The organism is Streptomyces sp. Ag109_O5-1 (genome assembly GCF_003814875.1).
In the GTDB taxonomy this organism is placed as follows: domain Bacteria; phylum Actinomycetota; class Actinomycetes; order Streptomycetales; family Streptomycetaceae; genus Streptomyces; species Streptomyces sasae.
In genome coordinates this window covers 10,143,900-10,159,257 of sequence record NZ_RKQF01000001.1, presented here as the reverse complement: position 1 = coordinate 10,159,257, position 15,358 = coordinate 10,143,900, and the positions used below count along the sequence as shown (strand labels likewise).

Below are 15,358 nucleotides of genomic sequence, written 5' to 3'. Positions count from 1 at the left end.
TCACCCGAAGTTCGGTGCGAGGAGCTCGGTGATGCGCCGGGAGGCGCGGCGGGCCTCGGTCGCGGGGTCCGCACCGCCGAGCACCCTGGTCATATAGCCCTTGATCGGGTTGTCGGCCTCGACCACCGGCCAGTCCGGGGTGTGGGGGGTCGCCCGTCCCCGCGCGGCGCCCGCCGCCATGGCGGCGACCCCCTCCTCCCCGGCGACCGCGCCCGCCAGCGTGGCCTTGTTGGGCACGTAGTTCATGGTGCGGGCGAGGTCGGTGTCCCACTTGGCACCGGTGAGCGCGCCGACGACGGCGGTCGCGTCGTAGGGCCGGTCGGCGTTCTGCGGTACGACGAGGTCGGAGCCGCCGGTGAAGACGGCACCGGGGTGGCCGGCCGTGAGCCCCGGCACCGGGAAGTACCCGATGTCGTCCTTGAGCCGGGGGTTCACCTGCACGATGGACTGGGTGAGCCCGGGCACCGCGATGATCTGGGCGACCTTGCCGTCCGCGAACACCCCGGCCTGGGGCGGGTGTTCCTCGTCGGCGTTCACGGGCCCCTTGCCGAGGGCCTGGAGCCGCCGGTAGAAGTCCATCCCGCGCAGCGCGGCGGGCCTGTCCAGCGTGCCCTTCCAGCCGGCGTCCGTCTGCTCGGCGAGGTCGCCGCCCTCGTCCCAGACGAACCCGGAGAGCGTGTACCAGTCCTGTCCGGCCAGGTAGATTCCCTGTCTCCCACCGGAGTTGAGCTTCTCGGTGTCGGCCAGCCACTCCTTCCGGGTCTTCGGCGGGGAGGTGATGCCGACCTTCGCGAAGAGGTCCTTGCGGTAGATGACGACCCGGTTGGCCGCGTACCAGGGGATGCCGTACTGGCGGGAGTCGTCCCGGCCGGGTTCGGCGAGGCCGGGCAGCCATTGGTCCTTGCCCCAGTCGCGCATCGACTCCAGGGTGAGGTCGGTGAGCCGGCCGCCCTCGACGTACTGCGGGACCTGGGTGTTGCCGACCTCGATCACGTCGGGCGCGTCGCCGGAATCGCTCTTCAGCGCCGCCTGGACCTTGCCGACGATCCCGTTCCAGTCCTGGATGCGGATGTCGAGGCGGATGTCCTTGTGGGTACCTTCGAAGTCCTCGGTGAACCGGCGCAGGAAATCCTTGGACGCGCTGTTGCGCATCAGCCACACCGTGACGGTGTGCCGCTCGTGGCCGACGCCCGGCACTACTCCACAGGCGCTCAGCAGGGCGGCGGACACACAGACGAGGGCGAGTGGGCGACGACGTCTCACGGGGTTCCTGTTCTGTCTGGCGGACAGGGGACGGGGCCCGGCGTGGGGGAACGAGCACAGGAGTGCCCGTACGGGTGTACGGGATTTTGGTATGGACCAATGCGGAGGGTCAAGGGCTGTAAGCAGTTCGGAACCGACGCCTCGCGCTCCGCTTCCGGATGGGGCACGGTGGAGTGACGCGTGACACCCGTCACTGCGGAGAGGAGCACCCGTATGTCGAACCACACCTACCGGGTCACCGAGATCGTCGGCACCTCGCACGAGGGCATCGACCAGGCCATCCGCAACGGTGTCGCACGCGCCGGCCAGACCCTCCGCAACCTGGACTGGTTCGAGGTGACGCAGGTCAGGGGCCAGATCGAGAACGGGCAGATCGAGCACTACCAGGTGGGCCTGAAGGTGGGCTTCCGCATCGAGGGCGAGGACTGAGGCCGGACGGCGAGGGAGTGCGGACGACGGCTGACGGCCGCAGCCGGCCTCAGGTCCGCCCCTCCCCCTCCTGGGCCTGCTCCAGCGCGGCCGACCGGTCGGCCCAGCGGGCCCGTACCACCCTGAACCCGGCCCGTTCGGCGTCGTCGCACACCAGCTCGTCGTCGTCGACGAGGACGCGCACCTCACGCCGTTCGGCGAGGCGGCGCAGGATCTCCAGCTTGGTGTGCCGGGCGGGCCTGCGGTCGGCGTTGCGCCGCATGTGCACGCGCCCCTCGGGGAGCCCGTGGGCGGCGAGCCAGTCCAGCGTGTCCCGTCGGCAGCGCTCGGGCCGCCCGGTGAGATAGACGATCTCGCACTCCTCCGCGGTCGCCACGGCCAGCGCGATCCCCTCGGCGATCGGCGGGTCCTGGGGCGCGGCCGCGAAGAACGCGTCCCAGTCCCTGGGCTTGCTCTCCAGGAACCGCTGCCGGTGCGCGGTGTCGGCGAGGGTGTTGTCGATGTCGAACACGGCGACCGGACGCTTGCTGCTCTCTGTCACGCGGCAACCCTAGCCGCCACGCGGCGGCCCCGGACCGGGGCAACAGCGTCGGCCCGGAGCGCACTTGACACGCTCTCCCCATGCCTTTCTCCGACTTCACCGCGGACCGTCCCCTGCGGCGGCCCCGGCAAGAACCCCGGCCACGCCGGGCAGCTGGAACGGCTGCGGACCGGCGCGGCGGAGGGCGGCCGGAGCTCCGGTTCATCCGCCCGCCGAGGGGCGCCCGGGCCCGTTTCCGCCGCTGACGTGGAGTGACGGCGGGAATCCTGCGGCGGCCGGAGTGTTGAACCCTCTGTGAACGCAACCATCGCCCGGACCCGGTTCTCCGTCCTCGACCGCTCGCGTACCCGGGAGGGGCACGCGCCCGGCGAGGCGCTGCGGGACACCGTGGCGCTGGCACGGGAGGTGGAGACACTCGGTTATCACCGCTTCTGGGTGTCGGAGCACCACGGTGTGCCCGGAGTCGCCGGTTCGGCGCCGACCGTGCTGGCCGCCGCCGTGGCCGGCGCGACCCGGACCATCCGGGTCGGCACCGGCGGGGTGATGCTGCCGAACCACCAACCCCTGGTCGTGGCCGAACAGTTCGGGGTGCTGGAGTCGCTGTACCCCGGGCGGATCGACATGGGGCTGGGCCGGTCGGTTGGCTTCACCGGCGGGGTCCGCAGGGCCCTCGGACGGGACAAGGACGACGCCGAGGACTTCGCGGCACAGCTCGGTGAGCTCCTCGGCTGGTTCGAGGGCACCTCGCCGACCGGGGTGCGGGCCCGCCCGTCGGACGGGCTGCGCGTGCCGCCGTTCGTGCTGGCGATGGGCGAGGGCGCGGACATCGCGGCCCGCGCCGGGCTGCCGATGGTCATCGGAGATCTGCGCAGCCGCGAGCGGATGCAACGCGGCATCGACCACTACCGCGACCGTTTCCGCCCCTCCCCCTGGGCCGCCGAGCCGTACGTCGTGATCTCGGGGACCATCGCCGTCGCCGGCACCCCGGAGGCGGCCCGCAGGCTCCTGATCCCGGAGGCCTGGTCGATGGCGTACTCCCGCACGCACGGCAGGTTCCCGCCGTTGCCCCCGGCGGAGGACGTCGAGGCCCGGACGATGACCGCGAAGGAACGCGGTTTCTACGAGTCCGGGCTCGCCGGGCACATCGCCGGGACGGAGGAACAGGTGGCGCACGAACTGGACACGGTCCTCAAGGAGACCGGCGCGGACGAGGTGCTGGTCACCACCAGCACCTACGACCGCGCGGCCCTGCTGGACTCCTACCGGCGGCTGGCCTCGATCGTGAACTCCTAGACCGTCGCGGGTTTGTCCGAGCGGATCACGATCTGGCCGTCGGCCGCGTCCACCACCGCCCGTTCACCCGCGACGAGTTGGCCGGACAGCAGCAGGTCGGCGAGGCGGTCGTCGACCTCCCGCTGGATGGTGCGGCGCAACGGGCGGGCACCGAAGTCGGGTTCATGGCCGAGGTTGGCGAGCAGCTCCGCTGCCGTGTCGGTGACTTCGAGCGTGACGTCCTGGGCGCGCAGCCTGCCCCGGGTGTGTTCCAGCAACAGGTCGACGATCTCGCGGAGTTGGGTGCGGTCCAGGCCCCGGAAGACGATGATCTCGTCGATGCGGTTGAGGAACTCCGGGCGGAAGTGCTGCTGCAGGGCGGGCATGACCGCCTCGCGGACCTTGGTGTAGTCCTCGGTGCCGGCGGCCAGGATGCGGTCGGCGCCGATGTTCGACGTCATGATGACGACCGTGTTCTTGAAGTCGACGGTACGGCCCTGGCCGTCGGTGAGGCGGCCGTCGTCGAGGAGCTGGAGCAGGGTGTTGAAGACGTCCGGGTGCGCCTTCTCCACCTCGTCGAGGAGCAGCACGGCGTACGGCTGTCTGCGCACCGCCTCGGTGAGCTGGCCGGCGTCCTCGTGGCCCACGTAGCCGGGCGGGGCGCCGACCAGCCGGGACACCGTGTGGCGCTCCTGGAACTCGCTCATGTCCAGGCGGATCATGCGGGTCTCGTCGCCGAAGAGGGCGGCGGCCAGGGCGCGGGCCAGTTCGGTCTTGCCGACGCCGGTGGGGCCGAGGAAGAGGAAGCTGCCGACGGGGCGGTTGGGGTCGCTCATGCCGGCGCGGGCGCGGCGGACCGCGCGGGCGACGGCGGTGATCGCCTCGTCCTGGCCGACGACCCGCTCGTGGAGGTGCTCCTCCAGCTTCATCAGCCGCTCCCGCTCCTCCTCGGTGAGCTGGGCGACCGGGATGCCGGTGGTGCGGGAGACGACCTCGGCGATGTCCTCGGCGGTCACCTTCGGCGCGTGTTCCTCCGCGGTGCCCACCCGCTCCAGCTCGCCCTCGGCCTCCTTGATGCGGTCGCGGAGTTCCTTGGCGCGCTCGTACTCCTCGTCGGCGACGGCCTGGTCCTTCTCCCGGTTCAGGGCGGCGATCCGGTCCTCGATGTCCCGGGTGTCGGTGGGCGGGGTCTTGGAGCGCAGCCGGACCCGGGCGGCGGCCTGGTCGATCAGGTCGATCGCCTTGTCGGGCAGGAATCGCGAGGTGATGTACCGGTCGGACAGCTCGGCCGCCGCGACCACCGCCTCGTCGGTGATGCGGACCTGGTGGTGGGCCTCGTAGCGGTCGCGCAGCCCGCGCAGGATCTCGATGGTGTCGTCGACCGTGGGTTCGCCGACCAGGATGGGCGCGAACCGGCGTTCCAGCGCCGCGTCCTTCTCGATGTGCTTGCGGTACTCGTCGATGGTGGTCGCGCCGATGAGGTGCAACTCGCCGCGCGCGAGGGCGGGTTTGAGGATGTTGCCCGCGTCGAGGGCTCCGTCGCCACCGCCTCCGGCGCCCACCACGGTGTGCAACTCGTCCAGGAACAGCACCAGTCCGTCGGCGTGCTCGCGGACCTCGTCGAGGAGTTTCTTCAGCCGTTCCTCGAACTCGCCCCGGTACTTGGTGCCGGCCACCATCCCGGCGAGGTCGAGGGAGACCAGCCGCTTGCCCTCCAGCGTCTTGGGCACGTCCCCGGCGACGATCCGCTGGGCGATGCCCTCGACGATGGCCGTCTTGCCGACACCGGGGTCGCCGATCAGCACGGGGTTGTTCTTGCTGCGCCGGGAGAGCACCTCGATGGTCTGCTCGACCTCCTCGTCCCGCCCGATCACCGGGTCCAGACGCCCGGCCCGGGCGTCCTCGGTGAGATCACGGCCGTACTCGTCGACGGTCGGCGTGGTGCTGGGCTTCTTCCGCTCCCCCGCGCCGTCGACGGGCATCCGGGTCGGCTCCCAGCCGCTGTCGCCGAGAGCCCGTCCGGCCGCCGACTCGGGGTTCGCGGCCAGAGCGCGCAGCAGGTGCTCGGGGCCGATGTAGGAGGCGCCCTCGGCGCGGGAGATCTGGTAGGCGTCGAGCAGGGCCCGTTTGGCGGCCGGGGTGAGGGTGGTGGGCTCGGTCTTCTGGCCGGCGCCGTGGCCGGCGGTGAGCCGCTCGCGGAGCTGGTCGGGGTCCGCGCCGGCTTCGGTGAGCAGCCGCCGGGTGGAGTCGTGGGTGGTGGCGGCGGCCAGCAGATGGCGGGCGTCCAGTTCCTCGCTGCCCTCGGCGGCGGCGAGGTCCCGGGCCTCGGCGACCAGTTCCCGGGCCCGTTCGGACAGCAGACTGCCGATGTCGACGCGCTGCGGGCGGCGGGCCGGTGTGCCCGGTCCGGATCCGCCGAAGAAGCGGGACATCAGCTCGTCGAACTCCTCGAAGGGACTGCGTCCGAATCCGAAACCGGGAGTGTTCATGGGGCCGTGCCTTTCTGCGGTCGGCGGGAATCCGCGGTTTCCAAGCTCGCACAGGCGGGCCCGGCCCGCACGGGGACGTCCGCCGGAAAGCGGACCCCGATGCTCCGGCCGTGACGCCCGCCGAGATGCGGACCCGGCCGCGGCCGGTGACGCTGGGGAGGAAGCCTCAACCAGCGAGGAGGGCTGCCATGTCCATGCTGGACAAGCTCAAGGGGATGCTCAAGGGCCATGAGGACCAGGCCAGACAGGGCGTCGAAAAGGGCGGTGACATGATCGACGAACGGACCGGCGACAAGTACCGGTCCCAGGTCGACATGGCGCAGAAGCAGGCCGACGACTACATCGACCGGCAGCGGAACCAGCAGAACCCGCCGCAGTAGGAAGCGGACGGGCGGGGGCGGGCTAGGATCGCGGGGTTTGTCCCTGCCCCGCGAGTCCAGTACCCGGCGAGTCGCTGTCCCGCGCGTCGCCCGTCACGGAGTTTCCGCTCGATGCCCAGCCCCCACGATCCATACGTCCGCGTCCGCGGTGCCCGTGAGCACAACCTCAAGGGCGTCGACGTCGACATCCCGCGGGACGTACTGGCCGTCTTCACCGGTGTGTCCGGCTCGGGGAAGTCGTCCCTGGCGTTCGGCACGATCTACGCCGAGGCCCAGCGGCGCTACTTCGAGTCGGTCGCGCCGTACGCGCGCAGGCTGATCCACCAGGTCGGGGCGCCGAAGGTCGCCGAGATCAGCGGGCTGCCGCCGGCGGTCTCGCTGCAGCAGCGCCGCTCGGCCCCCACCTCCCGCTCCTCGGTCGGCACGGTCACCAACCTCTCCAACTCCCTGCGCATGCTCTTCTCCCGCGCGGGCGACTATCCGCCGGGCGCCGAACGCCTCGATTCCGACGCCTTCTCTCCCAACACGGCGGCGGGTGCCTGCCCGGAGTGCCACGGTCTGGGCCGGGTCCACCGTACGACCGAGGAGTCACTGGTCCCCGATCCGTCGCTGTCGATCCGCGACGGCGCGATCGCAGCCTGGCCGGGCGCCTGGCAGGGCAAGAACCTGCGGGACATCCTGGACACGCTCGGTCACGACGTGGACCGCCCCTGGCGCGAACTCCCCGCCGAGCAGCGCGAGTGGATCCTGTTCACCGACGAGCAGCCGGTGGTCACCGTGCACCCGGTCCGGGACGCCGACCGCATCCAACGGCCTTACCAGGGCACGTACATGAGCGCCCACCGGTATGTGATGAAGACGTACGCGGACTCCAAGAGCCCGACCCTGCGGGCGAAGGCGGAGCGGTATCTGACCAGCGCGCCCTGTCCGGTGTGCGGCGGCAGCAGGCTGCGGGCGGAGGCGCTGGCGGTGACCTTCGGCGGCCGTACGATCGCCGAACTGGCCGCCCTGCCGCTGACCGAGCTCGCCGAACTGCTCGACGGCGAGAGCCCGTCGGAGACCGCACGGGTGCTCACCGAGGACCTCGTCTCCCGGATCGCACCGGTCGTCGAACTCGGCCTCGGCTATCTCGGTCTGGACCGGGCGACCCCCACGCTCTCGGCAGGCGAGCTCCAACGCCTGCGGCTGGCCACCCAGTTGCGCTCCGGGCTCTTCGGTGTCGTCTACGTACTGGACGAGCCGTCGGCCGGTCTGCACCCGGCGGACACCGAGGCGCTACTCACGGTGCTGGAGCGGCTGAAGGCGGCCGGGAACTCGGTGTTCGTGGTGGAGCACCACCTGGACGTGGTGCGCGGCGCCGACTGGCTGGTGGACGTGGGGCCGCATGCCGGAGAGCACGGCGGGGAGGTACTGCACAGCGGACCGGTGGCAGAGCTGGCAGGGGTCGCGGAGTCGGCCACGGCCCGCCACCTGTTCGCACGGGAACCCGCACCCGCGCGCCGGCTCCGCTCCGCCGACGGCTGGTTGACGGTCGGCCCGGTCACCCGGCACAACCTGCGCGAGGTCACCGCCGAGTTCCCGCTCGGTGTCCTCACCGCTGTCACCGGGGTCTCCGGTTCGGGCAAGTCGACGCTGATCGGCGAGATCACCGAGGAGCAGGCCGGCGTCGGCCGGCTGATCTCGGTCGACCAGAAGCCGATCGGCCGCACCCCACGCTCCAACCTGGCCACCTACACCGGCCTGTTCGACGTCGTGCGGAAGGTGTTCGCGGCCACCGACCAGGCGCGGGAGCGCGGTTACGGCGTCGGCCGGTTCTCCTTCAATGTGAGCGGCGGGCGCTGCGAAACCTGCCAGGGCGAGGGTTTCGTCAGCGTGGAGCTGCTGTTCCTGCCGAGCACCTATGCGCCCTGCCCGGACTGCGGCGGGGCGCGCTACAACCCCGAGACGCTCGAAGTGTCGTACCGGGGACGGAACATCGCGCAGGTGCTGGACCTCACCGTGGAGGGCGCGGCGGAGTTCTTCGCGGACACCCCAGCCGTGGCGCGCAGCCTGGGCACCCTGCTCGACGTGGGGCTGGGTTACCTGCGACTGGGCCAGCCCGCCACCGAGCTGTCCGGCGGCGAGGCCCAGCGCATCAAGCTCGCCGGCGAGTTGCAGCGCGGTCGGCGCGGCCACACCCTGTATCTCCTCGACGAGCCGACGACGGGGCTGCATCCGGCCGATGTCGAGGTGCTGATGCCGCAGTTGCACGGGCTGGTCGACGCCGGGCACACGGTTGTGGTGGTCGAGCACGACATGACGGTGGTGGCCGGTGCGGACTGGGTGATCGATCTGGGGCCGGGCGGCGGGGACCGGGGCGGCCGTGTCGTCGCGGCGGGCCCGCCGGCCGAGGTCGCACGGGCGGCGGGCAGCGTGACGGCGCCCTATCTGTCCCGGTCCCTCCGCTGACGGCCGTCCCCGCCCCCTGAGGCGGAGCGCACCCGCCGGACGACATGCCCAACGACGGCGGCTACGGCGTCGACTTGCTCAGGTTCCATTGGGGGACCGCCCACTGAGCACCCCGGTCGGGGCTCACCAGGGCCGCGTGCGTCCAGGCCGGTTCGTGGGTCACCGGCTGGGCGGCGTGGGCGAGGGTACGCCGGTCCGGGTGGCTGCCGGCCGCTATCAGCGGCCGTACGTCCACCTCGGCGACCAGGCCGCGGGTCGTCACCACTCGCCACAGGGAGGCCAGCAGGGTGTCCTCGCCGACATAGGCGGGCACGGTGCTGGCGGTCCCGCCTTCCAGGCGGTACTGCAGCCGCACCGGCTGCACGGGCGCGCCGGCGTCCAGCGCGGCCTGGAACACGGCCCGCCGGAACCGCCCCTGGGCCCGGCCGCACCAGGTGCTGCCCTCCGGGAAGGCGACCACCGCGGCGCCCTCCCGCAGCGCCCCCGCGATCCGGCCGACCGTGTCCGGCAGGGCACGCAGCCGGTCCCGGTCGATGAACAGCACGCCGGCCCCCGCCACCAGCGCCCCGGCCACCGGCCACTCGCGGATCTCCTTCTTGGCGAGCATCCGCGCGGGCCGTACGGCGGCCAGCAGCGGGATGTCCAGCCAGGAGATGTGGTTGGCGACGAGGAGCACCCCGCCGGTGGCGGGCGCGCTGCCGGTGATCCGGACCCGGACCCCGGCGGCCCGCACGAGCAGCCGGCAGAACCGCCGCACCCACTCGGCGGGAATCCGGCCGCCGAGCGGGACCAGCATGATCGCGGTCAGCATCAGGACCACGACGGCGGCGAACCGCAGCACGGCCCGGGGTACGGCCGCGAGGGACCCCACGCGTTCCACGCACGCGCCCGGGGTGCAGGGCGCGCTGGGCAGCCAGACGCTCATCAGGCCGGGACGAGCGAGAGGAAGTGCCGCAGATAGCGCGCGTTGACCCGGCGCATCGACAGCAGCACGTACATGTCGGCGACCCCGAAGTCCGGGTCGTGCGCGGGCTCCCCGCACACCCAGGCGCCGAGGCGGAGGTAGCCGCGCAGCAGGGCGGGCAGTTCGGTACGGCCCTCGGGGGCGGGTCCGGTGGGCACCCAGGGGTTCAGGGGCCGTACCCGGAACTCCTCCGGGGCCAGGTGCTTGGCCTGAACCTTGTCCCAGGTGGCGGCGGCGAGGGCACCGCCGTCGGCGAGCGGGACGGAGCAGCAGCCGGCCAGCCACTCGTGGCCGCGGTCCACCATGTAGCGGGCGATGCCGGCCCATATGAGGCCGATCACGGCACCGTCGCGGTGGGCGGGGTGTACACAGGAGCGGCCGACCTCGACGAGGCCGGAGCGGATGCCGGCGAGCGGGCCGAGGTCGAACTCGCCCTCGGAGTACAGGCGGCCGGCGACGGCGGCGCGCTCGGGCGGCAGCAGCCGGTAGGTGCCGACGACCTCGCCGGTGAGGGCTTCGCGGATGAGGAGGTGGTCGCAGTACGCGTCGAAGGCGTCCACGTCCAGACCCGGCTCCGGCCCGTCGAGCCGGGCGCCCATCTCTCCGGCGAAGACCTGGTGGCGCAGTCGCTGCGCGGCCCGGACGTCGTCCTCGTCGCGGGCGAGCTGCACCAGATAGCCGGAGTCCCCGGTCGGGGCGGCGAGAGCGGGGGGTGAGGCGGGCATGGCGGTCATGGAGGTCTCCTGCGCCGAGCGGAAGCTGAGGAAATCTGCACCTGCTTTCTTCCGTGGCAGGCTGGACTCGGCGTGACGTGCACGGGACCCGTGGATGTGGGACTGCTGAATGCCGGGGGTCGCACCCTTTCCGGTCACTCACAGACGCCTGAGAGTAACGCTACCGTGATCAAACGGCCGTAAAGAAACGCGAGACGGGGCCGGTGAGCACCACACCGACCCCGCCCGTCCGCACCTTCCGGCGAACGTCTTTCACTTTTCGGCGCCCCGAACGACAGCGCCCCGTAAGGGGCGCGGGGCTGTATTTGATATGCGGCTACCGCCGCGCGGGCGCGACCAGCCCCCACGCACGCGCACTCCCCGACGGCACTACCGCTTCCCCGCCTTCCGGGCAGCCCGCAGCCACTCCTTGTTCATGCTCGTAATGGACACCAGCGGAATCCCCTTCGGGCAGGCCGTCGCACACTCCCCCGTCAGCGTGCAGCCGCCGAACCCCTCCGCATCCATCTGCCCCACCATGTCCAGCACCCGCGTCTCCCGCTCAGGCGCCCCCTGCGGCAGGACGTTCAGGTGATTCACCTTGGCGGACGTGAACAGCATCGCCGCCCCGTTCGGGCAGGCGGCGACACACGCCCCGCACCCGATGCACTCCGCGTGCTCGAACGCGAAGTCGGCGTCGGCCTTCGGCACGGCCGTCGCGTGGGCCTCCGGCGCGGACCCGGTCGGCGCGGTGATGTACCCGCCGGCCTGGATGATCCGGTCGAACGCCGACCGGTCCACCACCAGGTCCTTGATCACCGGGAACGCGGACGCCCGCCACGGCTCGATGTCGATCGTGTCGCCGTCCTTGAAGGACCGCATGTGCAGCTGACAGGTGGTGGTCCGCTCGGGCCCGTGCGCGTCCCCGTTGATCACCAGGGAGCACGCGCCGCAGATGCCCTCGCGGCAGTCGTGGTCGAAGGCGACGGGGTCCTCGCCCTTGAGGATGAGCTCCTCGTTGAGGGTGTCGAGCATCTCCAGGAAGGACATGTCGGAGGAGATGCCGTCCACCTCGTACGTGGACATCGTGCCGTCGGCGTCGGCGTTCTGCTGCCGCCAGACGCGCAGGGTGAGCTTCATGCGTAGCTCCGCTGGGTGGGGTGGACGTACTCGAAGACCAGGTCTTCCTTGTGCAGGGTCGGAGCCTCGCCGGTGCCGGTGAACTCCCAGGCGGCCGCGTAGGAGAACTCGTCGTCCCGGCGGGCCGCCTCGCCGTCCGGCGTCTGCGACTCCTCCCGGAAGTGGCCGCCGCAGGACTCGGCGCGGTGCAGCGCGTCGAGGCACATCAGCTCGGCGAGTTCCAGGTAGTCGACGATGCGGTTCGCCTTCTCCAGGGACTGGTTGAACTCCTCGCCCGTCCCCGGCACCTTGATGCGCCGCCAGAACTCCTCGCGGATCTGCGGGATGCGCTCAAGTGCCTTGCGCAGCCCCGCGTCCGTGCGAGCCATACCGCAGAACTCCCACATCAGTTCGCCGAGTTCACGGTGGAAGGAGTCGGGGGTGCGGTCGCCGTCGACGGACAGCAGCAGGTTCAGCCGGTCCGCGGTCTCGGCCAGCACCTCCTGGACGACCGGGTGTTCGGCCGTCACCGCCTCCTGGTGCGGGTTGCGGGCGAGGTAGTCGTTGATGGTGGCCGGCAGGACGAAGTAGCCGTCGGCCAGGCCCTGCATCAGCGCACTCGCGCCGAGCCGGTTCGCGCCGTGGTCGGAGAAGTTGGCCTCGCCGACCGCGAACAGGCCGGGGACGGTGGTCTGGAGGTCGTAGTCGACCCACAGTCCGCCCATCGTGTAGTGCACGGCGGGATAGATCCGCATCGGCACCTGGTACGGATCCTCGTCGGTGATCCGCTGGTACATGTCGAAGAGGTTGCCGTACTTGGCCTCGACGGCCTTGCGCCCCATCCGCTCGATGGCGTCGGCGAAGTCGAGGTAGACGCCCTGCCCGCCGGGGCCGACACCCCGCCCCTCGTCGCAGACGTTCTTCGCGGCGCGGGAGGCGATGTCGCGCGGGACCAGGTTGCCGAAGGACGGGTAGATGCGCTCCAGGTAGTAGTCGCGCTCGTCCTCGGGGATCTGGTTGGCGGGCCGGGTGTCGCCCTTGGCCTTGGGCACCCAGATCCGGCCGTCGTTGCGCAGCGACTCGCTCATCAGGGTGAGCTTGGACTGGTGGTCTCCGGTGCGCGGGATGCAGGTGGGATGGATCTGCGTGAAGCACGGGTTGGCGAAGTAGGCACCGCGCCGGTGCGCCCGCCAGATCGCGGTGGCGTTGGAGTTCATGGCGTTCGTCGACAGGTAGAAGACGTTGCCGTAGCCGCCGCTGGCGAGGACAACGGCGTCCGCGAAGTACGTGTCGATCCTGCCGGTGATCAGGTCCCGAGCCACGATCCCGCGCGCCCGCCCGTCGACGACGATCACGTCGAGCATCTCGGTGCGCGGGTGCATCTCCACGTTCCCGGCGGCGATCTGCCGGCTCAGCGCCTGGTAGGCGCCGAGGAGCAGCTGCTGCCCCGTCTGGCCGCGGGCGTAGAAGGTGCGGGACACCTGGACGCCGCCGAAGGACCGGGTGTCGAGCAGTCCGCCGTACTCACGGGCGAACGGCACGCCCTGCGCCACGCACTGGTCGATGATCTCGACGGAGATCTGCGCGAGCCGGTGGACGTTGGACTCGCGGGCCCGGAAGTCGCCGCCCTTGACGGTGTCGTAGAACAGCCGGTGGACGGAGTCGCCGTCGTTGCGGTAGTTCTTCGCCGCGTTGATACCGCCCTGCGCGGCGATCGAGTGGGCGCGGCGCGGGGAGTCCTGATAGCAGAACTGGACGACGTGGTAGCCCTGTTCGGCGAGGGTGGCGCCGGCGGAGCCGCCGGCCAGGCCGGTGCCGACGACGATCACGGTGTGCTTGCGCCGGTTGGCGGGGTTGACCAGCTTGGCCTCGAAACGGCGCTTGTCCCAGCGCTCGTTGACCGGTCCGGCGGGGGCCTTGCCGTCGGCGACCGCTTCGCCGGTCGTGTAGTTCACGTATTCGGTCATGTTCAGCTCACCACTCCGGTCATGACACCCACGGGTACGGCGATGAAACCGGCCGTGAGCAGCAGCGCGAGGACGTTGGCCGTGGCCTTGAGGGCGCGGTCGCGGGTGCGGCTGCCGACGCCGAGGGTCTGGGCGGCGCTCCAGAAGCCGTGCCTCACATGCAGGCCGAGCGCGAGCATCGCGACGATGTAGATCACGTCGCCGTACCAGGTGGAGAAGGTGTCCACGACGTTCTGGTACGGGTGGCCCTCCTGGAAGCCGCCGGAGTGCACGGTGCCGGTGGTCAGGTCGAGGATGTGCCAGACGATGAACAGGCCGAGGATGATCCCGCCCCAGCGCATGGTGCGCGTGGCGTAGGACGCGCGGGGCTTCTTGTGCACGTACTTGCTGGGACGTGCCTTGATGTCGCGGCGGCTGAGCTGGTAGGCGGACGTGGCGTGGGCGACCACGGCGACGACCAGGACGATCCGGATGAGCCAGAGCGTCCACTCGTAGTGCATGAACGGTTCGCCGATGGTGCGCAGCCAGTGGGCGTAGTGATTGAACTCGCCCGCCCCGAAGTAGATCTTCAGGTTCCCGATCATGTGCACCACCAGGTAGAGCAGCATGATCAGGCCGCTGACGGCCATCACGGTCTTCTTGCCGACGGAGCTGTCCCACATCGTGCGCGCCATGGACGGCCGTCGGTCCGTCCGCGTTGCCAGAGCCATGCTGAGGACGGTAGGGCCGAACGGCCCCATCGGTCCAAGACATGGTTCGGCTTGATTCGATAGCCAGGAGCTATCGTGTCACCATGCAGTTCCAGCAGCTTCAGTACTTCGTCGCCGTGGCGGAGACCCGGCACTTCACCCGGGCCGCCGAGCTGGTGCATGTGGCCCAGCCCTCGCTGTCCCAGCAGATCAAGGCGCTGGAGCGGGAGCTGGGGGCGGATCTGTTCCTCCGGGCGCGGGGGAACATCACGCTCACCGACGCGGGCGAGGCGCTGCTGCCGCTGGCCCGGCGGATCCTCGCGGACGCGGACACGGCCCGGCACGAGGTGCAGGAGCTGGTGCAGCTGCGGAGCGGCCGGGTGCGGCTGGGGGCGACACCGAGTCTGTGCACGGGGCTGCTGCCCGACGTGCTGCGGTCGTTCCATGATCGCTACCCGGGGATCCAGCTGCTGATCGAGGAGAGCGGGTCCCACGATCTCGTACGGGAGCTGGCGCGCGGGGCGCTGGACCTTGCGCTCATCGTGCTGCCGCTGCCGCCGGCGTCGCCCGCGCTGACCACGGTGGAGCTGTTGCGGGAGGACCTGGTCGTGGTGTCCTCACCCGAGGCGACGGTGCCCGGGCGGGGGCGGGGCGGGGTGAAGATCGCCGACCTGGAGGGGGAGCGGCTGGTGATGTTCCGGCACGGGTACGACCTGCGGGAGCTGACCGTAGCCGCGTGTCGCTCCGCCGGGTTCGAGCCGGGTTTCGCTGTCGAGGGGGGTGAGATGGACGCGGTGCTGGGGTTTGTGCGGGCGGGTCTTGGGGTGGCCGTGGTGCCGCGGATGGTGGCGGCGCGGTCGGGGCGGGGGTTGCGGGTCACTCCGTTGGCTCGGCCGGGGTTGCATCGGACGATCGCGTTGGCGCACCGGAGTGATGTGGCGCCGCCCCGGGCCGCTCGGGAGCTTCAGAGGATGCTGCTGGAGCGTTGACGGAGCGCGGTCGGGTGCGGGCGCGTGGGGGCTGGTCGCGCAGTTCCCCGCGCCCCTTTCAGGGCGTGCACCTGGCGCCCCTTCAGGGGCGCGGG

The 15,358-nt window shown here is 71.3% G+C and carries 13 protein-coding genes; 5 read left to right on the top strand and 8 right to left on the bottom strand.

The features are described from left to right. The gene (locus EDD90_RS46330) at nucleotides 1-1,263 is read right to left on the bottom strand and encodes an extracellular solute-binding protein (protein WP_260328521.1); all 1,263 of its coding nucleotides are present in this window, start codon (nucleotides 1,261-1,263) and stop codon (nucleotides 1-3) included. 213 nt (nucleotides 1,264-1,476) lie between these two features. Between EDD90_RS46330 and EDD90_RS46325 the strand changes: the two genes are divergently transcribed. Beyond that, on the top strand, nucleotides 1,477-1,692 hold the full coding sequence (locus EDD90_RS46325) for a dodecin (RefSeq protein ID WP_123979033.1): 216 nt from the start codon (nucleotides 1,477-1,479) through the stop codon (nucleotides 1,690-1,692). Nucleotides 1,693-1,741: 49 nt separating this feature from the next. Here the strand turns inward: EDD90_RS46325 and EDD90_RS46320 are convergent, their stop codons facing one another. After that, complete coding sequence (locus EDD90_RS46320) at nucleotides 1,742-2,233, bottom strand: HAD family acid phosphatase (protein WP_123979032.1); 492 nt, start codon at nucleotides 2,231-2,233, stop codon at nucleotides 1,742-1,744. Nucleotides 2,234-2,527: 294 nt separating this feature from the next. Between EDD90_RS46320 and EDD90_RS46315 the strand changes: the two genes are divergently transcribed. Then, nucleotides 2,528-3,526, top strand: coding sequence for an LLM class flavin-dependent oxidoreductase (locus EDD90_RS46315; protein ID WP_123979031.1), 999 nt, complete (start codon nucleotides 2,528-2,530; stop codon nucleotides 3,524-3,526). Here EDD90_RS46315 and EDD90_RS46310 read toward each other — a convergent pair. Next, nucleotides 3,523-5,994 (bottom strand): ATP-dependent Clp protease ATP-binding subunit, encoded by a 2,472-nt coding sequence (locus EDD90_RS46310; RefSeq protein WP_123979030.1) that lies wholly within the window; start codon nucleotides 5,992-5,994, stop codon nucleotides 3,523-3,525. The genes EDD90_RS46315 and EDD90_RS46310 overlap by 4 nt on opposite strands. 188 nt (nucleotides 5,995-6,182) lie before the next feature. Between EDD90_RS46310 and EDD90_RS46305 the strand changes: the two genes are divergently transcribed. Together EDD90_RS46305 and EDD90_RS46300 are read left to right on the top strand one after the other, a co-directional pair. Further along, nucleotides 6,183-6,374: an antitoxin gene (locus tag EDD90_RS46305; RefSeq protein WP_123979029.1), complete on the top strand. Its 192-nt coding sequence runs from the start codon at nucleotides 6,183-6,185 to the stop codon at nucleotides 6,372-6,374. 111 nt (nucleotides 6,375-6,485) lie between these two features. Beyond that, complete coding sequence (locus tag EDD90_RS46300; protein ID WP_123979028.1) at nucleotides 6,486-8,822, top strand: excinuclease ABC subunit UvrA; 2,337 nt, start codon at nucleotides 6,486-6,488, stop codon at nucleotides 8,820-8,822. Nucleotides 8,823-8,883: 61 nt separating this feature from the next. Here the strand turns inward: EDD90_RS46300 and EDD90_RS46295 are convergent, their stop codons facing one another. The 5 genes from EDD90_RS46295 to EDD90_RS46275 all read right to left on the bottom strand — a co-directional run bounded on the left by EDD90_RS46295 (nucleotide 8,884) and on the right by EDD90_RS46275 (nucleotide 14,259). Then, nucleotides 8,884-9,747, bottom strand: a complete 864-nt coding sequence (locus EDD90_RS46295) for a 1-acyl-sn-glycerol-3-phosphate acyltransferase (protein ID WP_123979027.1) — start codon at nucleotides 9,745-9,747, stop codon at nucleotides 8,884-8,886. Continuing rightward, nucleotides 9,747-10,520 carry a GNAT family N-acetyltransferase gene (locus EDD90_RS46290; RefSeq protein WP_123979026.1) on the bottom strand — a complete coding sequence of 258 codons (774 nt, stop codon included), beginning with the start codon at nucleotides 10,518-10,520 and terminating at the stop codon, nucleotides 9,747-9,749. The genes EDD90_RS46295 and EDD90_RS46290 overlap by 1 nt, the downstream gene beginning before the upstream one ends. Before the next feature lie 369 nt (nucleotides 10,521-10,889). Further along, entirely contained in the window at nucleotides 10,890-11,639 is a 750-nt protein-coding gene (locus tag EDD90_RS46285; RefSeq protein WP_123979025.1) for a succinate dehydrogenase/fumarate reductase iron-sulfur subunit, read from the bottom strand. Continuing rightward, nucleotides 11,636-13,585, bottom strand: a complete 1,950-nt coding sequence (locus EDD90_RS46280; RefSeq protein WP_123979024.1) for a fumarate reductase/succinate dehydrogenase flavoprotein subunit — start codon at nucleotides 13,583-13,585, stop codon at nucleotides 11,636-11,638. The genes EDD90_RS46285 and EDD90_RS46280 overlap by 4 nt, the downstream gene beginning before the upstream one ends. A gap of 2 nt (nucleotides 13,586-13,587) precedes the next feature. Then, on the bottom strand, nucleotides 13,588-14,259 hold the full coding sequence (locus EDD90_RS46275; protein ID WP_123982330.1) for a succinate dehydrogenase: 672 nt from the start codon (nucleotides 14,257-14,259) through the stop codon (nucleotides 13,588-13,590). A gap of 119 nt (nucleotides 14,260-14,378) precedes the next feature. On the opposite strand from EDD90_RS46275, the gene EDD90_RS46270 reads away from it, so the two are divergent. After that, on the top strand, nucleotides 14,379-15,263 hold the full coding sequence (locus EDD90_RS46270) for a LysR family transcriptional regulator (protein ID WP_123979023.1): 885 nt from the start codon (nucleotides 14,379-14,381) through the stop codon (nucleotides 15,261-15,263). The last annotated feature ends 95 nt before the right edge of the window (nucleotides 15,264-15,358 follow it).